At 35.5% G+C, this 21,492-nt stretch carries 22 protein-coding genes; 4 read left to right on the forward strand and 18 right to left on the reverse strand.

The window, feature by feature from the left end; all coding sequences use genetic code 11:
• Positions 1 to 118 precede the first annotated feature (118 nt).
• Positions 119 to 322 (reverse strand): IDEAL domain-containing protein, encoded by a 204-nt coding sequence (locus tag BCI01S_RS11890; protein WP_047943435.1) that lies wholly within the window; start codon positions 320 to 322, stop codon positions 119 to 121.
• Between the two features lie 266 nt (positions 323 to 588).
• Here BCI01S_RS11890 and BCI01S_RS11895 point away from each other — a divergent pair, with 266 nt between their 5' ends.
• Positions 589 to 1,416, forward strand: a complete 828-nt coding sequence (locus BCI01S_RS11895; RefSeq protein WP_061798839.1) for a Cof-type HAD-IIB family hydrolase — start codon at positions 589 to 591, stop codon at positions 1,414 to 1,416.
• Positions 1,417 to 1,523: 107 nt separating this feature from the next.
• Here BCI01S_RS11895 and BCI01S_RS11900 read toward each other — a convergent pair whose 3' ends face one another.
• The 3 genes from BCI01S_RS11900 to BCI01S_RS26195 form a co-directional block, all read right to left on the reverse strand.
• Positions 1,524 to 1,763: a hypothetical protein gene (locus BCI01S_RS11900; RefSeq protein WP_047943433.1), complete on the reverse strand. Its 240-nt coding sequence runs from the start codon at positions 1,761 to 1,763 to the stop codon at positions 1,524 to 1,526.
• Positions 1,764 to 1,796: 33 nt separating this feature from the next.
• On the reverse strand, positions 1,797 to 2,870 hold the full coding sequence (locus tag BCI01S_RS11905) for a branched-chain amino acid aminotransferase (RefSeq protein ID WP_061798841.1): 1,074 nt from the start codon (positions 2,868 to 2,870) through the stop codon (positions 1,797 to 1,799).
• A 167-nt stretch (positions 2,871 to 3,037) separates the two neighbouring features.
• Positions 3,038 to 3,169: a hypothetical protein gene (locus tag BCI01S_RS26195; RefSeq protein WP_268874827.1), complete on the reverse strand. Its 132-nt coding sequence runs from the start codon at positions 3,167 to 3,169 to the stop codon at positions 3,038 to 3,040.
• A 287-nt stretch (positions 3,170 to 3,456) separates the two neighbouring features.
• Between BCI01S_RS26195 and BCI01S_RS11910 the strand changes: the two genes are divergently transcribed.
• On the forward strand, positions 3,457 to 4,608 hold the full coding sequence (locus tag BCI01S_RS11910) for a CAP domain-containing protein (protein WP_061798844.1): 1,152 nt from the start codon (positions 3,457 to 3,459) through the stop codon (positions 4,606 to 4,608).
• Between the two features lie 57 nt (positions 4,609 to 4,665).
• Here the strand turns inward: BCI01S_RS11910 and BCI01S_RS11915 are convergent, their stop codons facing one another.
• The 11 genes from BCI01S_RS11915 to BCI01S_RS11965 form a co-directional block, all read right to left on the reverse strand.
• On the reverse strand, positions 4,666 to 5,577 hold the full coding sequence (locus BCI01S_RS11915; RefSeq protein ID WP_047943430.1) for an AEC family transporter: 912 nt from the start codon (positions 5,575 to 5,577) through the stop codon (positions 4,666 to 4,668).
• 153 nt (positions 5,578 to 5,730) lie between these two features.
• Positions 5,731 to 6,993 carry an L-lactate MFS transporter gene (locus BCI01S_RS11920; RefSeq protein ID WP_047943429.1) on the reverse strand — a complete coding sequence of 421 codons (1,263 nt, stop codon included), beginning with the start codon at positions 6,991 to 6,993 and terminating at the stop codon, positions 5,731 to 5,733.
• 53 nt (positions 6,994 to 7,046) lie between these two features.
• Positions 7,047 to 8,228, reverse strand: coding sequence for a formate-dependent phosphoribosylglycinamide formyltransferase (gene purT / locus BCI01S_RS11925; protein WP_061798848.1), 1,182 nt, complete (start codon positions 8,226 to 8,228; stop codon positions 7,047 to 7,049).
• Between the two features lie 568 nt (positions 8,229 to 8,796).
• Entirely contained in the window at positions 8,797 to 10,113 is a 1,317-nt protein-coding gene (locus tag BCI01S_RS11930; RefSeq protein WP_047943427.1) for an allantoinase, read from the reverse strand.
• Between the two features lie 4 nt (positions 10,114 to 10,117).
• Positions 10,118 to 10,459 (reverse strand): hydroxyisourate hydrolase, encoded by a 342-nt coding sequence (gene uraH, locus BCI01S_RS11935; protein ID WP_061798850.1) that lies wholly within the window; start codon positions 10,457 to 10,459, stop codon positions 10,118 to 10,120.
• 3 nt (positions 10,460 to 10,462) lie between these two features.
• The gene (gene uraD / locus BCI01S_RS11940) at positions 10,463 to 10,981 is read right to left on the reverse strand and encodes a 2-oxo-4-hydroxy-4-carboxy-5-ureidoimidazoline decarboxylase (RefSeq protein ID WP_047943425.1); all 519 of its coding nucleotides are present in this window, start codon (positions 10,979 to 10,981) and stop codon (positions 10,463 to 10,465) included.
• Positions 10,959 to 11,474 carry a (2Fe-2S)-binding protein gene (locus BCI01S_RS11945; RefSeq protein WP_047943424.1) on the reverse strand — a complete coding sequence of 172 codons (516 nt, stop codon included), beginning with the start codon at positions 11,472 to 11,474 and terminating at the stop codon, positions 10,959 to 10,961. Before BCI01S_RS11945 ends, uraD begins: the two co-directional genes overlap by 23 nt.
• A gap of 10 nt (positions 11,475 to 11,484) precedes the next feature.
• A complete protein-coding gene (gene pucD, locus BCI01S_RS11950; protein ID WP_047943423.1) occupies positions 11,485 to 13,770 on the reverse strand; it encodes a xanthine dehydrogenase subunit D in 2,286 nt (761 codons plus the stop codon).
• A 24-nt stretch (positions 13,771 to 13,794) separates the two neighbouring features.
• The gene (locus BCI01S_RS11955) at positions 13,795 to 14,652 is read right to left on the reverse strand and encodes an FAD binding domain-containing protein (RefSeq protein ID WP_047943422.1); all 858 of its coding nucleotides are present in this window, start codon (positions 14,650 to 14,652) and stop codon (positions 13,795 to 13,797) included.
• Between the two features lies 1 nt (position 14,653).
• Positions 14,654 to 15,265, reverse strand: a complete 612-nt coding sequence (locus tag BCI01S_RS11960; RefSeq protein ID WP_047943421.1) for a nucleotidyltransferase family protein — start codon at positions 15,263 to 15,265, stop codon at positions 14,654 to 14,656.
• Positions 15,262 to 16,242, reverse strand: coding sequence for an XdhC family protein (locus BCI01S_RS11965; RefSeq protein ID WP_047943420.1), 981 nt, complete (start codon positions 16,240 to 16,242; stop codon positions 15,262 to 15,264). The genes BCI01S_RS11960 and BCI01S_RS11965 overlap by 4 nt, the downstream gene beginning before the upstream one ends.
• 335 nt (positions 16,243 to 16,577) lie before the next feature.
• Between BCI01S_RS11965 and BCI01S_RS11970 the strand changes: the two genes are divergently transcribed.
• Entirely contained in the window at positions 16,578 to 16,814 is a 237-nt protein-coding gene (locus BCI01S_RS11970; RefSeq protein ID WP_047943419.1) for a helix-turn-helix domain-containing protein, read from the forward strand.
• Positions 16,815 to 16,958: 144 nt separating this feature from the next.
• The gene (locus tag BCI01S_RS11975) at positions 16,959 to 17,702 is read left to right on the forward strand and encodes a hypothetical protein (protein ID WP_061798852.1); all 744 of its coding nucleotides are present in this window, start codon (positions 16,959 to 16,961) and stop codon (positions 17,700 to 17,702) included.
• 120 nt (positions 17,703 to 17,822) lie between these two features.
• Here BCI01S_RS11975 and BCI01S_RS11980 read toward each other — a convergent pair whose 3' ends face one another.
• The 3 genes from BCI01S_RS11980 to BCI01S_RS11990 all read right to left on the reverse strand — a co-directional run bounded on the left by BCI01S_RS11980 (position 17,823) and on the right by BCI01S_RS11990 (position 21,391).
• Positions 17,823 to 18,554, reverse strand: a complete 732-nt coding sequence (locus tag BCI01S_RS11980) for a 3D domain-containing protein (protein ID WP_061798853.1) — start codon at positions 18,552 to 18,554, stop codon at positions 17,823 to 17,825.
• Between the two features lie 182 nt (positions 18,555 to 18,736).
• Positions 18,737 to 20,869 carry a PAS domain S-box protein gene (locus BCI01S_RS11985; protein ID WP_235844490.1) on the reverse strand — a complete coding sequence of 711 codons (2,133 nt, stop codon included), beginning with the start codon at positions 20,867 to 20,869 and terminating at the stop codon, positions 18,737 to 18,739.
• Positions 20,870 to 21,136: 267 nt separating this feature from the next.
• Positions 21,137 to 21,391, reverse strand: a complete 255-nt coding sequence (locus tag BCI01S_RS11990; RefSeq protein WP_235844491.1) for a cold-inducible protein YdjO-related protein — start codon at positions 21,389 to 21,391, stop codon at positions 21,137 to 21,139.
• Positions 21,392 to 21,492: the final 101 nt, after the last annotated feature.

Below are 21,492 nucleotides of genomic sequence, written 5' to 3' on the forward strand. Positions count from 1 at the left end.
AGAACGAAAATAGCTATCCTTTTTCAGGAAAAGACCTCGCTGCATCTCTTCTCAGAAATATAGCGAGGTTTTCTCCTCTAGGATAGCGGTTATGATTATATTGTTTATTTTATAGTAGTTATTTTGCAGTTAATTGATTTAATTCTTCTGTTAAACGATAAAATAATTCTTTGTCACCAGCAATTAATGTTTCATCGATTTGTCTTTTTAGTGTAGCTTTTCGAAAGTCATAAAGGGCCTTTTCCAATACCATTTCTGCAAATAAAGAATCCACAACATTTCCTACAGACTGTTTTGGTGCATTTAATAAATATTTTTCCATTTGAATCAACCCCTTGTTCTTTTTTATAGTATAGCAGTAATATTCTGATAATTCAAATACTTTTTCAAGGTAATTTAACCCATTTAAGATGTTTTTGTTTAACCCCTTAACTATTAACTTTATTTATTTACTTCCCACTAAAGAAATTTATAAACATAAAAAGGAATAATTCAAGGTTTTGTTTCGCTATCTTATCATCAATTTGATATTGGCTATTTCTCTATTTTCATGTATTCTGTAAAGAGGTTATGAAAGGGGAAATACAGATGAGCTATAAAATGATCGTATTAGATATGGATGATACTTTATTAACAGATGACCATATTATTTCAGAAGCAACCAAAACTGCTTTAATGCTTGCACAAGAAAAAGGTGTAAAAGTAGTTCTCGCTTCTGGAAGACCAACATATGCAATGCTGGACGCGGCAAAAGAATTAAGACTTGCGGAATATGGCAGTTTTATTCTTTCATTCAACGGAGCAAAAATAACTAACTGTCAAACAAACGAAGAATTATTCAGCAGTACACTTTCTCCCGAAACAGTTCATCAGCTATTTGATTTGAGCCAGAGAGAAAACATTTGGATTCATACTTATATGAATGACGAAATTATTACGCAAGAAAATAATCCTTTTACTGAAATCGAAGGAAAACTTACAGGCTTGCCGATAAAAACAGTTGCGGATTTCAAGCAGACCGTTTCGACTCCTGTTGTAAAAGTATTAATGGTGAAAGAAGAAAATTATCTTAAAGAGGTAGAAGCAAGGCTGCAAAAAGAATTAGCTAATGATTTAAGTGTCATGCGCTCTAAGCCATACTTCCTTGAATTTACTGAATTAGGTGTTACTAAAGGGACAAGCTTAGCGATACTTATTGAAAAACTTGGTATCTCTAGAGAAGAAGTGATTGCAATAGGTGATAGTTATAACGATGTTGCCATGATTGAATTTGCTGGCCTTGGAGTTGCTATGGGAAATGCGCCAGATGATGTGAAGCAGCTTGCAGATTACGTAACTGATACAAATAACAACGATGGTATAGCAAAGGTGATTGATACGTTTATTTTAGAGCCCTTGATTACGAAATCTGTTTAATAATTTATTTTATTCGCATTATAATAATAAAGATAAAGCTTCGATTATAAATCGAAGCTTTATCTCTTTTAAGTTTTCCGTTATTCTTCCTTTAAAAATTTACTGGTTCATTCTTCTTCATCCGGCTCATTAAACACCTTGATTGTTTTAAAAGCTAAATTCACTTTAAAATGAAGATTCCAATTACTACGAAGGATTTCAATCTCATGGTCTTGAACAGAAACACATAAGACAACGTCCCCATCCCAATCCATTAAAACATATTCATTTTGATTAGAGAAAAGTTTATAATCTTTATGTGCTATTAAATTCCATCCAAAATTTAGCGTGTGGCTTTTATTCACCATTAAGATACTCCTTTATTTTCCTCGCAAAAGGAATTATTTCACTTCGACAGCCCATCCAAATGGATCTTCTTGTCTTCCATTTTGAATATCTGTAATTGTATTATATAATTTGGATGCTAACTCCCCTGTTTCTCCATTATTTAAAACGATTTTTTCCTCGTTCCAGAAGAACTCACCAATCGGAGAGATAACAGCAGCTGTTCCTGTACCAAATGCTTCTTCTAATTGCCCATTTTTATGTGCTTCAAAGATTTCAGCAATAGTTATTTTTCTTTCTGTTACAGGAATATTCCAATATTGCAGCAACTCCATCACACTGCTTCTGGTTACCCCTTCTAGTATGCTTCCATTTAATTCAGGGGTATATACCTGACCATTAATTTTAAAGAAAACATTCATAGCTCCAACTTCTTCAATATATTTCTTTTCTACGCCATCTAACCAAAGAACTTGGGAATATCCTCTTTCATTTGCAATTTGTTGTGCTTTTAAGCTTGCTGCATAGTTTCCAGCTGTTTTAGCAGATCCTGTACCACCTGCAACTGCACGAACATATTCATTTTCCACAAAGATTTTAACCGGTTTAACTCCCTCTTTATAATACGAACCAACAGGAGATAAAATGATCATAAATTTATAGCTAATTGATGCAGCAACTCCTAAGAAGGGCTGTGTTGAAATGATAAATGGTCTTATGTATAAAGAAGTACCTTCCCCTTTTGGAATCCACTCTCTATCAATATTAATTAATTGTGTTAAAGCATTTAGGGCAAACTCTTCATCTATTTCTGGAATACAAAGTCTGTCATTTGATTTATTTAAACGCTCCATATTTTTCTTCGGTCTGAATAAAAGCACTTTACCTTCTTCTGTTAAGTATGCCTTCATGCCTTCGAAAACTGCTTGGCCATAGTGGAAAACAACAGAAGCAGGATCTAAAGTAATTGGTTGATAGGGCAAAATTTGAGCATCATGCCATCCTTTGTCTACTGTATAATCCATCATAAACATATGATCTGTAAATACTTTACCAAATACTAATGTAGAAGGATCTGGTTTCGGCTTTTTTTCTTTTGCTAAAGTCACAGTGATTGTTTGATCTGTCACGTTTCCATTCTCCTCATCTTAAATATTATTTCTATTTATTATAACGCAAACTTACTATAGTGAAAGTAATTTTGATAAAAAGATGTGAAATTTTTTCCTAATAATTATTTACAGCACAAAAAAACAACCAATATCTACAAAATTATTTGTAAATTTGATTGCAATGTTTAATTCCAATGTTTTGTGTCTTCTAAAAGTTCATCAATTTCTATGTCGATTAAATTCCATGTAGATATTTCCTGCTCTAAATCGGCTGTGTTTGTTAAAATCTCATCAATGTCGGTTCTAATTAAATGCATAGTGCCTCCTTTAAAACCGTCTTAAATCTGTCTAGAGTGCTTATAAGTAAAATTTTCCAAATAGAAACGGCTATATTCATTATAACAGTTTATAGCGTTAACATATAATAAAGATGCTTTACAAATTGATTACACAGTCTAGACAAACCAATTAGGACGTAATGGCATGGTATAATAATTAAATAGGATAAAAAGTGAAAAACAATCTATCTCAATATACCCAGATAAAATAGTTTTAAACCTAATTTTTTTGGTTATAATTAGAAGACTATTGGAGGTTACTATCAATGATTAGACTATTAAAATGGGTTATTACCATTCTCCTTATATATGGAGCATATAATTTTTATTTTAAAGACAATGGACATAATGCTGAAGAAAGCAAACCTTCTAGTTCCATGGAAAATCGCATAAATCAAGATTCGATCACTTCCTTTTTCCAATCCTTTACTGATGAGTTTGAAAACATAAAATCCTTTTTTAAAAATGCAGAGGATATATTACCTGACTGGAATATTGAAGGAGATACTGAAGATACTGAAGATACTGAAGAAATTGATAAACCAGAATTAGTTACACCGCAAGACCATCCTTTTTCGATTCATAATATATCTCTCGGCGATGATAAAAAGTCGGTTGAAAAGTCACTGGGATCACCAAAACGGGAAACAATCAATGAATACGGCATCTCTTGGTATGCCTATCATCAAAATTATCACAATTTTGTTATGGTAGGCTATGATGAACATAATCAAGTAGAAGCCTTATATACCAATCAAGATTTAATTGCTTCAACAAATGGGATTAAAAAAGGAACAAAGAAAGAAGTTGTCTTAAAAACATTAGGAAAACCGTTAACAGAGATAAGAAAAGGACTTGTTTTTTATAAAATGGCAGAGGACAGAGATTACGAAGTATTCAGACTTGATGACTCATATGTAACAGTATTCTTTGATAAACATGAAAATAACAGCGTTACTGCTCTACAAATTGTCAGCTCTTCTCTGGAAGAAAATCGCAAGGATTTTTATGTGGAAGGAAACGAGAACTTAAAAGAAGGCTTTGAATATCAATTATTTGATTTAACCAATGCCAGTCGTGTCAATAACCATTTAAAACCGCTGACTTGGGATGAGGCAGTTCGTGATACAGCTCGAAAACATAGTTTGGATATGGCAGAAAATAATTATTTCAGCCACACTAATCTGGAGGGTGAATCTCCATTTGATCGCATGCTGAACGATGGCATCCGTTACACTATAGCCGGGGAGAATTTGGCTTATGGCCAAAACAGCAGTATATTTGCTCACGAAGGCTTAATGAATTCAATCGGCCATCGGGAAAATATCCTGCAAAAAGATTTCGCCTCACTCGGCGTTGGGGTTGCCTTTAACAATAAATCCCAACCATATTATACCGAAAACTTCGTGACAGAATAAAAAATGAGGCTGGAAAATTGATTCCAGCCTCGTTTTTATGATTAGTAAACTTTATAATTACACAATTAAATTACCAATCATCCAAATTAAGAAAAAACTAATAACTATCGATAAATTAGCAGCAGTTCCAACAAAACGTTGGTTATATTTAAACTCCACACTATACGGTAAAACGCTTGATGCCATTGGCAAGATTAAGCAGATTAAAATGGTATAACGAAACATATCTTCTGCTGGCCATAAAAAATATGCTAGCACGCCTAAAAAAAGACCTGTCCCGTACCGTATTCCGAGTACCCTTCCAATCCCTTTCCAGTGATTCTTTTCAAAAGAAAAGTTCAAATAAATACCGAGAAGCAATAAAGAGAGTGGCATATTCGCCTTCGATATTGTAGATGTCACATCAATTATCTGATGGGGTATCTCGAAACCTACAATACTAATGAAGAAAATAAATACATAGGTCATCAGCGGGATAGACCGTCCCAGCTTCCCTACCACTTGCTTCGCTGAAAGTACGGACCCTTCTTGTGAATAATAGCTACCAATTAAATAACTAATTCCGAAAGTAACAATGGCATTTCCGATATCGAACATACCAAAATATTTTATCCCTTCAGCCCCCCATATACCTTGCACCAAAGGATATGCAAAGATACCAATGTTAAATCCAGGAATCAGCATGCCTAACATGCCTTTTTGCTTATTCGCTTCATTTCGGAAAAGAAATAGTCCAATTATGGAAATAAGAACACCATAGAATAAACCAAGAAATACCAATATTAACAAAGATTTTTCAATTATAACATTATGTAAGGTGGTGATGATTAAACAAGGTAAAGTAATATTGAAAATGATCCTTGCAAGACCTTCGCCATCTTTTTCTTTAATAATATTTCTTTGTTTAAAGAAATATCCAATGCCAATAATAATCACGGAATACAAAAACTGCGTATTAAAATTTTCCATTCTCTAAATTCCCCTACCTAAGCTACAAATTTCCAATGAACCTACTATACTACTTATCCGTATACTTGGAAAGACTAAGATATAGAAAAAAGACTTATTACGTTTGAGAAGATTTAAGATGTAACAAACGTGATAAGTCCTATTTAAATACTATTAGAAGCTATTACTTTCTGTCGCCGATCTATTCATTTCTTCTAATCTACGAATATCTATACGAATAAGCAAGGAAACTGCCAGAGATATAATAAACATACAAGAGAAAACAAGCAATGTTCCTTGATAGCTTCCTGTTGTATCGCGAATCCATGATACAATGCTAGGTCCAGCAACACCTGCAGCAGACCAAGCTGTAAGAATATAACCATGAATTGCCCCTAACTGTTTTGTACCGAATATATCTCCAATATAAGCTGGGATTGACGCGAATCCACCGCCATAGCAAGACATAATAATAAATACAATAATGGAAAAGGCAATATAATGATGTAAATGTGGTAATGCAAAGAATGCTACTACTTGGATAGCAAAAAATAAAGTATATACATTGGGTCTGCCAATATAGTCAGAAATTGCAGCCCAGGCAATTCTTCCAATTCCATTAAATACACCCATAATCCCAACTAGTGTTGCTGCACCTGCAACTGACATGCCGGCCAATTCCTGCCCCATGGGCGAAGCAACAGCAAGAATAGCAATCCCACAAGTAATGTTAATAAATAACATAATCCACAACGCCCAAAATCGTTTCGTTTTTACGGCTTCATTAGCTGTTAATTGTGATAAATCTTTCTTCCCTTTTCCATTTCCAGCTTCAACTGATTGCTGAAAACCTTTTGGCATAAATCCTTTTGGCGGTGCTTCTAAATATTGTGCTGAAACAAATATGATAACAAAATAAACAGCTGCAAGAATATAAAATGTATTAGCTATACCAGCTGTATTAATTAAATAATTCATAACTGGACTGCTGATCATCGCAGCAAAACCGAATCCCATAATCGCTAATCCAGTTGCCAAGCCTCTGCGATCCGGGAACCACTTAACCAATGTTGAAACAGGAGTAATATAACCGACTCCTAATCCAATCCCCCCAAATATTCCATAGGTAATGTAAAGAAGCGGTAAAGATTCGATGCTTATTGCAAAACCAGCACCAGCCATCCCCAAACCGAACATACAAGCGGACAACATACCAGAAGTTCGCGGTCCGTATTTTTCAACAAAATGCCCTAAAAAGGCAGCAGATAATCCTAAAAATAAAATAGCAATACTAAAAGTCCAGGAAATGCTCGTTAATGTCCAATTAAACTGTGACTCAAGCGGCTTTGTAAACACACTCCATGCGTATACAGATCCGATTGAAATATGAATACCGACTGCAGATAAAGCAATAAGCCAACGATTTTTTGTTTTCATTGTAAGACCCCTATTGTGTTTATTTATAAATTATCACTAATTGCATTTTCTAATTAGCTAGAATAGGTGATGGAAAGTGGCGCAACAGCTTTTCTTACCCCTTCTAACGCTAATTCAACCGTTTCATTTGTATGCAATATTACTGCCATTCTTCGCCCCTCTGTCGTCTTTGGTTTTCCAAAAATGCGTATTTGAGTATTTTCAAATGATAACGTTTCTTCTATCCCCTGAATTAAGTAGTCGTTACTTTCTTCAGTTGCTTTTAATGTTTTACTAGCACCTGGGCTATGCAGCTTCACTCCTGTAACTGGATATCCTAGAATGGCTCTAACATGTAAAGCAAATTCAGATAAGTCTTGAGTAATCATTGTTACCATTCCAGTATCATGAGGGCGAGGTGAGACTTCACTAAAATAAACTCCATTTTCTGTTAAAAATAACTCCACACCAAAAATTCCATAACCACCCAGACTATCTGTAATTTTCTTAGCAATCATTTCTGCCTCATTTAATTGCTCAGCAGACATGAAATGCGGCTGCCATGATTCTATATAATCTCCGTCTTTTTGGGTATGTCCAATTGGGGGACAAAAGATTGTGCCATTAACTGAACGAACGGTTAAAAGTGTAATCTCTGATTCAAATGCAATAAACTCTTCTACTATGACTCTTGTTTTCTTCCCTCTTCCTCCATCAACAGCTTCTTTCCAGCAAGATTCTATTCCATCTATGCTTCGGCAAATACTTTGACCTTTCCCAGAAGAGCTCATGACTGGCTTTATTACACACGGAAAGCCTATATTCTGTACAGCATCTTTCAATTCCGAAATGTTATTGGCAAAGGCATATTTTGCTGTCGGTATGTTCAACGTTTCACTTGCTAATCTTCTAATACCTTCGCGATCCATCGTTAAATAGGTGGCCTTAGCAGTTGGAACTACCGAATACCCCTCTTCTTCCAGCTCCACTAGCGCACTAGTAGCAATCGCCTCAATTTCAGGAACAATAAGATCCGGTTTTTCTTTTTCAATTATTGCTTTTAATTGATTACCGTCAATCATATCTATTGTATATGAGCGGTGGGCAGCATGACTAGCTGGTGCATGATCATAACGATCGACTGCGATTGTTTCTAGTCCCAGCCGCTGCGCTCCGATAATCACCTCTTTACCCAATTCTCCTGAACCTAATAACATAATCTTTCTTGCTTGTGAAGTATTTGGTGCTCCTAACACGATTGCCAATCCCCCTAAACAATTAATTATTCCTTTATTCTGCATAATATCGTAAAAAGCTCTTCTATTCAAGTCTTTTTTTCTCTATTTCCGAACGTTTATTAAGTTAGATTATTAATAATTCGTATTTTGTTGTGGTTACGGAAAAATTAATTGTCGATAAGGGAAGGTGCATTTAAGGAAGATGAACGCTGCTTTTTGTGAAAGAGATGATATAAGTGGTTTTCATTCTCCAGATGAACGTCACTTTTTATGGAAAAGATGGCATAAGTGGTTTTCATTCAACAAATGAACGCCACTTTTTATGGAAAAGATGGCATAAGTGGTTTTCATTCAACAAATGAACGTCACTTTTTATGGAAAAGATGGCATAAGTGGTTTTCATTCAACAAATGAACGCCACTTTTTGCGGAAAAGATGATATAAGTGGTTTTCATCGGCCAAATAAATACTTTCTATACAAAAGGAAACAAAACAATCCATGATTAGAGGTTTTTCCTCCTCAATCATGGTTAATTACAGACACTGAATTCTCCTGTATTCTCATAAATAAATTGTGAAAGTCTTGCTATCTATTAAGAGTTGAATAAACTATTTCTCCTTTGCAAATAGTTGCTTTCACTTTCCCCCTAAACGTTTTGCCTATATAAGGGCTTATTTTATGCTTATAATACAGATCTTCCTTTTGGAGTGTATAGGTTTCATTTAAATCAACAATAGCTATATCTGCATCACTTCCATTTGTGATACTTCCTTTTTGTGGATAGAGCCCGAAACGTTTAGCTGGGTTTGTACTTGTTATTTTTGCGATAATCGGAAGAGAAATTCCTCGTTTCCAATAGCCTTCTTCTAATAAAACAGACAGTGTCGTTTGACAGCCGGCAATCCCACCCCATGCTTCTAATAAATTGCCATTTTTCATGGATGGAAGCGATGGTGAATGATCTGATCCAATCATATCAATTTCCTCTCGTTTGATTGCTTCCCACAAGTCATCTACTTCGTTATCAGAGCGTAGCGGTGGAGCGCATTTTGCGACGGCTCCTAATTCTTCTAAGTCATCGATTGTTAATGATAAATAATGAGGACATGTTTCAACGCTTATGTCCAGCCCCCGCCGCTTTGCGACAATTATTGGTTCCAATACTTTAGAACTTGTGATGTGAACGATGTGCACCTTACATCTAGTGGCTTCGGCATATGCAATGATCCGCTGAACAGCCTCCACTTCCGAAAAGATAGGTCTTGCATTGGAAAAAGCAAGGCCTATATTAGTCTGTTGATGGATGATTTCCTTGCTTAAAAACTCTGTAATCGTATCACTTTCTGCATGAACGGCTAAGATACTATGTAAAGCTGCGATTTTTTTCATCGCTTGATATAAAGTGCGGTCATCAGCGCTTTGAAAATCTTCTATCCCGCTATTCGACATAAATGCTTTAAAACCAATGACACCACATTTTACTAATTTTTCAATCTCATTATAATTACCAGGAACAATTCCTCCCCATAAACGGTAATCAATAACTGATTTTTTCTTAGCTAGCCTTTCTTTTTGCTGGAAACCATATTCTGTTATTGTAGGTGGATGACTATTAAGAGGCATATCAAAAAATAACGTTCCTCCACCAGCAGCTAAGCTTTTGCTGCCTGATTCAAGCCCTTCCCAGTCACTTCTTCCCGGCTCGTTAAAATGGACATGTGAATCGATAACCCCTGGAAATAGATATAGACCATCCGCATTGTAAGTTTTTGTAGCATTATTTCCATTAATGCCTGAACCAACTATCGCTATTTTTCCATTCTTCACTCCAACATCTGCTTTATAGACTGTTTCCTCATTTACAAGGAATCCATTTTGAATGATTAAATCTAAATCCTCCAAGTCATCAGCTCCCCCGATAGGTTTGATATCCCCAGCCAGATAATAATAAAGGGATATGATAATGCAGTTGGGTTTCATCTGTATAAAAACGAATAGGAATCGTCGTAAAAAATGGGTGTTGTTCTTTTGAATGACCAAAATACTCTTGTATATAAAATACTAATTCAAATTCTCCTGTCTCTATTTTTTCTAATAGGATAGTGTCGACTCTGCCGTCTTGATTGGTTATTCCGCTTGCTAAAAAAATTCTTTCTGAATCTTGCAATCTCCAAAGCTCAACTTTGATCCCTTTTCCTGGTTTCCCATTGGATAAATCTAATACATGAGTTGTTATGCCCGTTTTCATAGTCTATGCACCTTGTCCTTCTGTTTCTAATTCGACTATTTCCTCTAATCGGTATTTCGATATGGCAAATATCTCGATTAATGCAGTTTGAAATTCCTCTTCCTTTGTGTGGTTGATGCGTTCTTTCATGGACTGATAAATGGAATCCTTTGTATGACCTTTGACAGCTAAGATAAACGGAAAGCCGAATTTTTCAGAATAGGCTTTATTTAAGGCTGCAAATTGCATGAATTCTTGCTGCGATAATTGATTCAAGCCAGCACCCTTTTGTTCCTTACTCGAAGAGGAAGTCATTTGTAACTTCGCGCCTAAATCTGGATGTGCTCGGATTAAATCAAGCTGATCTTCAATTGGTGCTTCTGTTACTGCCTGTACCATTAGTTGATAGAGGGTATTTAAGCTTGGAAAAGGGTGATATTTCCATGTTTTATTGGCAATCCACGGACTATGCTCAAACACCCAGCCGATCTTTTCAATGAATTCCTGTCGATTCATTTGATTAATTTCTGCTATCGTATACATTTATTGATCCCTGCCCTTCCCTTTTATTAGTTAACAACGCAACAGCTCTTAAAATTCCTTCATATCCTGTACAGCGACAAAGGTTTCCAGATAATGCAGCCAGTACTTCCTCTCTAGAGGGCTGTTCGTTTTCATCTAGTAAACTTTTTAATGCCATTACCATTCCAGGAGTACAGTAACCACACTGTAGTGCGCCTGCCTCTAAAAATGCTTCTTGAATAGGATGAAGGTTTTTCTCTGCTAAGCTTTCGATCGTTAAGATTTCAGCATTTTCCAATTGATATGCCATTACTAAACAGGAATTCACCAGCTTTCCGTTCATAATGACTGAGCAGGCACCACACCTGCCAGCCTCACAAGCTATTTTCGTCCCAGTAAGAGATAAAACATCCCGAAGGATATCAACAAGGCGAAATGTTGGAGGAAGACTTAGCGTTAAAGATTCTCCATTTACCTTAAAAGTGGTTTTTTCCATAATTTTTTTTGTATCCATATGCCCCCTCCTATTCTCGTAAACCTTGTCGTTCCAGTGCTTGCAATAGTATATCCGCTTTCACTGGGAGTTGATTAAGCCATATTCCTGCAGCGTCATGAATGGCGGAAATGATAGCTGGAGCAACAGCAACTGTGCCAATTTCGCCAACCCCTCTTGGCCCATAGTCATCTCCAGGGACTAATTCTTCTATTGCAGTAACAGTTGTCTCTATCGGGATGTCTAATATCGTTGGGATAAGATACGTATCAAAATTTTCATTCATATAGCGGCCATTTTCCATAACTGCATCCTCCATAATCGTAAATCCTAACCCCATATTAGCTCCCCCTTCAATTTGCCCTAAATATCCCATTGGGTTCACTACAGGTCCAGCTGAAATAACATGATCCATCCTAGTTACTGCTACGCTTCCAGATAACAAATCTATTTCGACCTCGGCTGCTACACCGGCAAAAGTATATAAAAAATGACCACCATCAATAGAGTTTGGGGTAGTAGGAAAGTGGTAGCTTACTGAAACAGTTGGCAGCTCTTCACATGATTCTGCTAACTGTTTATATGGAAGAATAAGCGCTGGTTCCTCGTTCTCTTCTGCGTTTTTCCAAATGCCATTTTTACCAAGAAATAAGCTTTCTTTCGGACATTTAGTTTGTTTTTCTGCCAATGTAAGTAGTTTTTCGCTAAATGGACCTTTTAATTTATTGATACCAAGCCACACCATATTTGTTGCTCGTGAGGCAGTAGAAGAGCCAGAGTGGGGAACTTTAGCCGTATCGCCAATAGTAATTTCGATATCACTAGGTTCGCAAAGAAAGGTATCTGCCATAATCATATCAATGGTTGGAATTAATCCTTGCCCACATTCTTCAAATCCAAAAGATACCTCTATTTTCCCAGCACTGTTTAAAGCCAGTCGGGCACCAGAAGCATCTGCTCTTCCATATCCCAATCCCCCTCCATGCATGGTAATACTATATCCCCTTCCTTTTATTTTCTTATCTCCATTCATAGGATTTGTGACCAAGTCCTTTTGAAGAATTGCTGACTTGGTAATTTCAGTAAGGACAGCATAAGCGCCATTTGTTGGAACAATAGGCTGGTCCACCGGACCAAAATCTTCTGTCTTACGTAAATTAGTGAAGCGTAATTTGGTTGAATCTATTCTGGCTTTTTCTGCTAATCTTTCAATTTGCGTTTCTAATGCAAAGGTGATTTGATTGCCGCCAAATCCTCTGAATTCACCGGCAACACCGTTATTTGTATAAACAGAGTAGCCTTTAACATCTATATTTTCGATTATATATGGTCCAGCACTATGCTCTACAGCAAAGTCAAGTACTGCAGGTCCTAAAGTAGCATATGCACCAGTATCTGCAGTAATCTTTACTTGGTGGGCGATTATTTTTCCAGATACGTCAGCACCTGTCTTCATATAGATTTTCATTGGATGTCTTTTTAAACCGGCCTTAATCGATATTCTTCTTGATTGATGTATTTTCACTGGCCGCTGTGTTTTTAATGCCAGCAAGCTGATATATGGTTGAACATTTAATTCGTCCTTCCCTCCAAAGGAGCCTCCAATCGGGCTAGAAATAATCCGGATTTTTTCCAGTGGGAGTGCTAAAATTCGAGAAAGCTGCAGCTGATCTTTAAAACCATGCTGGGTTGGTGCATAAATGGTAATGCCTCCTGCTTCATCTGGTACAGCTACACCCCCTTCCGTTTCCATATAAGCATGCATTTGTCTTGGTGTCTGATACGTTCCTTCTATGATCCATTCGCACTTATTAAAGGCTTCTTCTATATTACTTTCTCCCTTCTTAAAAGCAGCCTGATGAAGGAGATTTCCTTCTTTATGCAGCCTGATTGCAGTGTCTTTTAAGGCTTCATCTGGATCTGTGATTATCTGCAATGGCTGATATTTTACTTTAATTAAAGAAATGGCTTGTTGTGCAATTTCCTTTGTTCTAGCCGCAACAGCGGCAATTGCGTCGCCTACATATCTGACTTTCTCTTCACAAAAGACCGGCTGATCCTGTATAACAATCCCAAAGCCATTTAAGCCTGGTACATCCTTATAAGTGATAACAGCAAAAACCCCAGCAAGCTCTTCTGCTTCTTTAGTATCGATTGATTCAATTTCTGCATGAGGATATTCACTTCTAAGAACGGTTCCATAAAGCATATTAGGAAACGTTAAGTCAGTTAAATACTTAAGTTTTCCAGTCACCTTAGGCACACCGTCTCTTCTTATTTTCCAACGACTACCAGCGCTTTCGTTATCAAGGATCATCTAAACAACTCCCTTCTTTTTCTATTAAAGTAATTCTTTCATATTAGCAATTATTACGTTTGCTGCGACTTTTTTGCGATACGCTTCTGTTATAAAGGGATCTGTATAAGATAGGAAGTCTTCCTGAATGACTTTAGAGATTCGGGACCAATCAATAGGACTCTGCGAGCGGGTAATCTCCCTTTCTGTGCTTGTAAGACGAGTCGGAATGTGACTGCCTCCGCCAATCGCAATTTTTATGGTCTTTATATTTTTTTCTTCAAATTCTAGATACCCTGCAATCGATATAATTGCAGCTGTAAAACTGGCCCGTCTACCAATCTTTCTAAAAAAAGAATATGTTTCTAGCTTTCGTGCTGCTATTGGTATGAGTACTTTTGTTAACAATTCGGATGATGGCCGCTTTTTTGATGCCAGCCAATCCTTTAATGTGATTAAGTAGGTCTCCTTGCCATTAAAAAAAGTTAATAGTGCCTCCAAAACTAATAAAGCAGGAATGCTATCACCAATTTTGCTGCATATATTTCCGCCAATTGTTCCTCTGTTACGAATTGCAGGAGCCGCTATTTTCTCACAGGCCTCTACTATAAGCGGAGCCTTTTCTTGCATTAATACGCTGGTTAAACATTCAGAAATAGACATGCCTGCACCAATCTGCAAAAAGAATTGGCCATCTAGTTCTACTTCTGAGATTCCTTTTAACTCCATTAATTTTTCTGTACTAATAAGGTGGTTTGGTTTGTCCTGACCTGCTTCCCAATTTACTTGAAGGATTGTTCCACCGGAGATAAAGGCATAATTTGATTCATTCCATTTATTAATAGCAGATAAGGTGGTAGGTATTTCCACAGTAGTCGGATAATTGAGAGTTGAAACATGCATGTTATTCCCTCCTTTTCAGCACTTTTTCATAATCATTTTTTGTATCAATATCAATAAAATATTCTTCTTCAGAAAATTCAATCTTTTCCCCATGCATAATGCCATCTTGCAATAATTTTCTAGCTCCTATATCTCCTTCTAAGTAGTTTATATCTGATATCGCGCTCGGATGGAATAAAATCGGCGGATTGTAAACCCCCTTATGCATGCTTGCTACATATTTATATGGAGGAAGTAATGGAGTAGTCACGATTTTATCAATCATTTCATGGGTAATAAAAGGCTGATCTGCTAAACATACAAGAATCTTTTCTGCCTGTTGCTCGATAGCTGCTTTAAAACCTTTTTTTAAAGAATATGATTGCCCTAGAGACGCTTCGTCACAAGTAATTACTTTCCCTTTTTTTCCATTCAAAAAGAGTTTATTAGCAGGTGTTATCCAGTTTAAGTGATCGCCTGGTTGAACGATAACAAAAACATAATCAACAAATGGCGAGGTAAGCAACACAGATAATCCATGATTACCAACTGTTTCATTCCGAAGAGGAAGGGACAGTTTATGTTCTCCCATCCTCTTGCTATTCCCCGCAGCTAAATATAAGGCTGTAATCATCCTATTTTACCTACAAGAGAATTCTTTTCATTTTTAATTTTAATTAATTGTGCTGTTATACTAATGGCGATTTCTTCTGGGCTTTCTGAATGAATAGATATTCCGACTGGATAGTGGATCCAATCTGGCTTTATTTTTTCTGCCAATAATTTTTCCGACCTCTTTTTGGAGCCTAATAACCCAAAGAATTTTACCCTTCGTTCCAAAAGTAAATGTACAAATTCTTGATCTTTACTAAAGCTGTGTGTCATCAATAGTACATAATCATCTTCTGAGGGTTTTATTGCAGCCAGCACCTGAGTCGGAGAACCTATTTGATATTCTTTTGCGTCTGGGAAATTATCTGCTGAACAAATAGCTTCTCGCCAATCAGATAAGATGACATAAAACCCGGCTTTGCTAGCAAAAGAGACAACTGGTTTGACATCTGGTCCTGCTCCATAGATAATTAATCTTGGTTGAGGAGAGAGAGCTTGGGTAAATATATACTTATTGTCAGTATCCAAAAAAGAAGTAGATGCAACATTTGTTTCTGTTTTTGTTTGTGGGCTGACCGTATTAACAAGGAAATTATCTAATTTATGAAAACTCTTAATAAGTTTGACACTTTCTCCTTTTTGCATATGTGATTTTAATTGCTGAAAAACTTTGCTTGTTGCCGGCGTGACCGGCTCAACCATAATATAAATTTTCCCATCACATCCAATGCCTTGCCCCCATGTCAAATCATCTTCTGAACGCAGATCGTATTCCATTAAAAAAGCTTTAGCTTTTTGCTGCATTTCGATTCTTGCGAGTAAATCCTGCTCTACACATCCGCCTGTTAATAATCCCTTTTCTTTTCCGGCATCCGTGATGAACATCATAGTTCCTTCTTTCCGGTAGGCTGTTCCTTCCACCTTCACAATTGTCGCTAAATAACTGTTTTTTTCTGTTGCAATAACCGCATCAATAACAGCATAATGATCGGAAGACACGCTAACTCCCCCATTCCAATCAAATTTTTAGTCGAATCGAAAATCATTGTTACTTTTTATAACATTAGATGTTATTACATCATATTAATTCCTTCCTTTTTATATGTCATTGGACTAATTAAATAATAATCTAAGTGGTAATTAGATAGATTGAACAAATTATCTAAAAATTACAAAAATTATTATTATATTTCAAAATATTTGTATTCGTTTTTTACTAGCATAATATATTTACATTTTCTTGATTATCAACTATAATTCTCATATCTTGGATTAAAAAATTCTTCTTTTCGTCTTTCTTATTTATTCTTTTATTTAATTAAATGAGGTGGACTATGAATAAAGAAATTATTAAATTTATTAGGAAAAATTATGAAATGACACAGAGAGATTTTGCCCGTGTTTTAAATTGCAGCTTTGCATTAATTGCTTTAGTGGAAGTCGGAAAGCGAAGAGTTAGTAAAGATTTAGAAAATAAGATTAGACAAACGTTTAACATTGACGATCAAGATATCGCCTCCATTACATCCATAATATCAGAAATAAGTAAAGGAATTCCTCCGTTTATGTAGTTTCTAGAAGAAAATAGCAAGAACATACAGATCCCTTGTGTTATGCTTTATGTAGATACTTTCTATTTTCTTCTATTTAAAATTATCCTCTGCACCCTTTTTTCTCTTTCCCAATAGAATAAAGAAGGAGAAAGGAGGGGGAAAATGCCTACAAAGGAACACCACAGCAACTCTTCAAAAGTTTATCTTCCCAAACTTTCTGCTGAAAGTTTAAATAATCAATCCCATTTCCAACACAATTATTTACAGGAATATCTATTTAAACAGCACAAACAAAATGAGCAATTAATGACATTATGGTATAAATTTCAGGAAGATTTGATTGAGAAACAGAAGAAGCATCTTCAGCATTTTAACGAAATCGATTCAAAATTAGAACTTAATGATTCAGCTACAAAGGATCTTTTAACTAAAATTACTGATTTAGATAATGAAACATCCACAATAGAAGCACAACTTGACACTCTTATCTTGCTAGCAGAAGAGCAAAAAGAATTAACAAGGGAAGAATCTCTGCGGCAAACAGCTCTATTTGACCAGTTAACCTTTCAAGAGAAAGATATTTCGATGATTTCTAATAAAATGGAAGAATTTAATCAGCTTGCTGCAGACGTGAAAACAAAAATCACGGAAACTGAAACCAACTATCAACATATTGCAGAAAAGTTGGATTTACACGAAATATTTCAGCAAACCTTATTAGAAAGCATGAAAGAAACAACTGGGAGCGTCAATAAAATCAGTCGGCAGCTCGACCATCTTAAAGAAGTTATCTTTGAAAGAGTACATTATTTAGCGGAAAAAATAGAAAACAATATAAAAAGCATCTCGCAGCCAATTCAGCGATTCTTCGTTTCTTCTAAAAAAGATGAGACGATAAAAAAATAAAATGGTAATTTTTTTATACACAAATAAAAAACCTAAACAATTATACGAAGTTGCTAGTAAAAACATTCGTATAATCGTCTAGGTTTATTTTTTTTGCTGGAATACTTTCAAGCGTTTAACTTAATCAAGGATTTTTACAGAAACTTGTTTTCTTCCCCACTCTAATGCTTTCGCTTGAGATGGAACAAATACATCAATTTTCTTCCCTTTAATCGCTCCGCCTGTGTCTCCGGCAATTGCAGTACCATATCCTTCCACATAGACCTTAGAGCCTAGAGGAATTACGTTAGGATCAACTGAAATAACCTTTTTATCTGGATTATCCTTTAAATTAATTCCGGTTGCTGTAACACCAGAGCATCCTTCACAATTTGCTGTATATGCTGTCGCGGTTACTGTGATTTCTTTTGCTGCTGAATTTGTACTTTCAGCCTTTACTGTATTATCTGCTTTAACTGCTTTGTTTAGTGGCTTTGATTCTGGTGCGTTTTGTTCAGAACCTTCTTTGGAAACAATCAATACGTCATCCTTATGTATTGTATCACTATTCAGCTTATTCCATTCCTTTAGCTGATCTACAGTTGTATTATATTTTTGAGATATCTTCCATAGATTATCTCCCGCTTTTACTGTGTATTTCTTTACATCTTCAATAGTAAGTGTATCACCCGCCTTAATGATATCACTATCTAAATCATTCCATCTTTTTATATCATCAACACTTACCTTTTTTTCTTGTGAAATAGACCAAAGAGTATCTCCTTTTTCTACTTTCATTTCTTCTGCACCTACAAACGGAGCAGCTGTAGTTAGTATTGATGCACAAGTTAGAATAGAAAAGATTTTTTTCATTTTTATACCTCCTAGAATAGCTCCAGTTGAGCTAACAGGTATAATCTTAACATGAAAAACGCCAAAAAAAAGAACAGGCAGTTGTTAATTCGATTACGTATATGACAATCCAATAACAAACACAATACGAATCGTCAGAATAATCTATAAACTAATACCTGTTTTCTTTTCAAACATAGTTTTTAATGAACGGAAGGCAAGGTTATGTGGAAGCTTGTACCTTTATTTATTTCACTGTCTACATATACTTTCCCATTTAAATTCTCAATTATTTTGAAACTGACCATTAATCCAAGTCCATTGCCTTCTTTTTTTGTTGTAAAGAATGGTTCACCTATTTTTTTTAATTGCTCTTTTGACATACCGATTCCGCTGTCTTTGATTATAATCGAAATATCTTCCTTTCCTTTTTTTACGCTTATATCAATAGAGCCCCCGTCAGGCATAGCTTCGACAGCGTTTTTTATAAAATTCAAGAAAACCTGTTTTAATTTATTCTCGTCACATTCTACAAAAGGATTCGGCTCTTCGTAAAATCGATTCAATTGAATTTTATTTTTTCGCAGCTGATAATCTAAAATAGAAAGAACATTATCGATAATAGGTAGTAGCGGTTTTTTCTCTAAGACAGAAACAGTCGGCTTAGAAAGAAGCATGAATTCCTCTACAATAGAGTTTACTCTTTCAATCTCATCTAAAATAATCTCAAAGTATTCCTGTCGATCTTTCTCGGTTTCATCCATACTCAAAAATTCCGCATATCCTTTTATAGAAGTTAATGGGTTACGGATCTCATGAGCAACACCAGCTGCTAATTGACCAATCGCTGCTAATTTATCTTGTCGATGAAGAACTTCTTCTGTGCGTTTCTTTTCCGTAATATCATTTCTTATAGCTAAATACTGATAAGGCTTATTATTTTTATCTAAAAAAGGGACAATAGTTGTATCGACCCAATAATAAGAGCCATCTTTCCTTTTATTTCGGATTTCCCCCTTCCAGATTTCCCCTTTTTCAATTGTTTGCCAAACATTTCGGAAAAAATCTTTTGAGTGATAGCCAGAATTTACAATACGATGCGTTTTTCCGATTAATTCCTGCCTACTATATCCGGATATCTCACAAAATTTAGAATTAACATTTGTAATAATCCCTCTTTTATCTGTAAAAGCAATAATACTTGATTGTTCTAATGCATAGGTAATGTCACTTACTTCACGTACAGACTCTTCCAGTTGATGCTGAACCATTTTTTGCTCTGTAATGTCCCGTCTGATTGCAACATACTGATAAGGTGCCCCCTCCTTATTTAAAAAAGGGACTATTACGGTATCAACCCAATATAGCGTACCATCCTTTGCTTTATTGAGTATCTCCCCTTTCCATATCTCCCCTCTTTTAATCGTGTTCCATAATTTTCGAAAAAACTCAGGCGAATGATGACCCGAATTCAAAATACGATGATTTTGTCCTAACAGTTCCTCACGACTATACTTCGAGACTTCCACGAATTTATCGTTTACATATGTAATCATTCCATTATCATCAGTAAAAGCCACGATTGCAGACTCATCAAGTGCAAGCTGCATATCTCTTACATTGATTGCTCCTACATCCATTCGTTCTCGAATTAAGGTACTAGTTCCAATTAATCCGCCTAACACTAATACAGAGACAAATAACGCAATGTAAATAATGAAGCTGCTTTGATAGGAATCTCTCACAACGGACACTTCTGGTGCGCTTACATCACTTAAGAGAATAAAATGACTAATCATACATACTCCCGTCATTAATAAACTACATACAGGCCGTACCCATTTTTTTAAAGTGGCAGAAATTGTAACAGGATAAAATGATAACCATATTGAAATAAAAAATACTATAAATAACAATAAAAAACTGATAAATAATTGCGGAATTTGATAATATACTGTACTGCCGATTGAATAAAAACCAATGATGGATATTGATAATAAAGAAAGACTAAAAAAGAAAGCAGATACATAGATTCTTCTTTTCTTTTTTTCCTTATCTAATAGCGCATAAAATGCCATACCACTAAAACATATGCCAACTACCATTGATAAGATAGTGATAGGGATATTATAATTAGCAGTTGCATACACATTTTTAATCATCATATCAATAAAACTTAAAATCCAAAAACCAAAGCCTATCGTAAATGTGCTTGCTAAAAACAAAAATCTACTATTTTTCTCTCCATTTTTCACTAATTGAAATAAATCAAACGAAGAATAGCATGCCATATATACGATTAGGATACTAATAAAAATTAATATGGAGTTATACAAACAAAAAATCCTCCTAATCTATTTTTTGCATTCTATTTGATTGTAAATCAAATAAAACAGATAAGAAAGCATTTTTGTATAAATCATACACTAAACGGCCACATAATCATTCGTTCTTTGGAGAGATTGAATAGCGGGATATGGAGGGACATGAATATTCTCTGAAGAAAGTCGAAGAGTTTTCCAAATAAGGAGATGGGATAGGAAATCTCCACGACTAAGCCCAACAATATTAAGTAAATTTATAAAGCTGTCGTGTTTTACGAGTTAATTACTGATTTGAGGAAGCTCTCTCATTTCTGCAGTTGTCTGATCTCCACATAGAGGACAAAGTAGATCATCTGTAGCATAATCCTTTCTCATCCACCCGTTACACGAATTACATGCATATACTTCCATACTCATTAACACTTCTTCTGGTTTTTCTTCCGCGCCTTTTCGATTAAAAAACATATGAACAAGCCCCCTTTTTAAATTATTATGGCCAGCACCGCCAGTAATTATGTGTGTAAACCAAAACATTTAAAGAAATTAAACACCTATTACTTTTTCCAAGCCATAATGGGAATTAGCGCATTGACCATTAATAATCTATAATGCTAAAGAAACTGAGCAAATATTTT

The sequence above is a fragment of the Niallia circulans NBRC 13626 genome (assembly GCF_001591585.1).
Classification (GTDB): Bacteria; Bacillota; Bacilli; order Bacillales; family Cytobacillaceae; genus Niallia; species Niallia circulans.

Coding starts and splice junctions, on each gene's coding strand:
- BCI01S_RS11960 (WP_047943421.1), bottom strand. CDS start 15,265: ATGATTACAGCCTTATATTTAGCTGCGGGGAATAGCAAGAGGATGGGA.
- uraD (WP_047943425.1), bottom strand. CDS start 10,981: ATGTATACGATAGCAGAAATTAATCAAATGAATCGACAGGAATTCATT.
- BCI01S_RS11910 (WP_061798844.1), top strand. CDS start 3,457: ATGATTAGACTATTAAAATGGGTTATTACCATTCTCCTTATATATGGA.
- BCI01S_RS11945 (WP_047943424.1), bottom strand. CDS start 11,474: ATGGATACAAAAAAAATTATGGAAAAAACCACTTTTAAGGTAAATGGA.
- BCI01S_RS11970 (WP_047943419.1), top strand. CDS start 16,578: ATGAATAAAGAAATTATTAAATTTATTAGGAAAAATTATGAAATGACA.
- BCI01S_RS11975 (WP_061798852.1), top strand. CDS start 16,959: ATGCCTACAAAGGAACACCACAGCAACTCTTCAAAAGTTTATCTTCCC.
- BCI01S_RS11990 (WP_235844491.1), bottom strand. CDS start 21,391: ATGTTTTGGTTTACACACATAATTACTGGCGGTGCTGGCCATAATAAT.
- pucD (WP_047943423.1), bottom strand. CDS start 13,770: ATGATCCTTGATAACGAAAGCGCTGGTAGTCGTTGGAAAATAAGAAGA.
- BCI01S_RS11915 (WP_047943430.1), bottom strand. CDS start 5,577: ATGGAAAATTTTAATACGCAGTTTTTGTATTCCGTGATTATTATTGGC.
- BCI01S_RS26195 (WP_268874827.1), bottom strand. CDS start 3,169: ATGCATTTAATTAGAACCGACATTGATGAGATTTTAACAAACACAGCC.
- BCI01S_RS11980 (WP_061798853.1), bottom strand. CDS start 18,554: ATGAAAAAAATCTTTTCTATTCTAACTTGTGCATCAATACTAACTACA.
- uraH (WP_061798850.1), bottom strand. CDS start 10,459: ATGAAAACGGGCATAACAACTCATGTATTAGATTTATCCAATGGGAAA.
- BCI01S_RS11900 (WP_047943433.1), bottom strand. CDS start 1,763: ATGGTGAATAAAAGCCACACGCTAAATTTTGGATGGAATTTAATAGCA.
- BCI01S_RS11895 (WP_061798839.1), top strand. CDS start 589: ATGAGCTATAAAATGATCGTATTAGATATGGATGATACTTTATTAACA.
- BCI01S_RS11920 (WP_047943429.1), bottom strand. CDS start 6,993: ATGAAAACAAAAAATCGTTGGCTTATTGCTTTATCTGCAGTCGGTATT.
- BCI01S_RS11955 (WP_047943422.1), bottom strand. CDS start 14,652: ATGCATGTTTCAACTCTCAATTATCCGACTACTGTGGAAATACCTACC.
- BCI01S_RS11890 (WP_047943435.1), bottom strand. CDS start 322: ATGGAAAAATATTTATTAAATGCACCAAAACAGTCTGTAGGAAATGTT.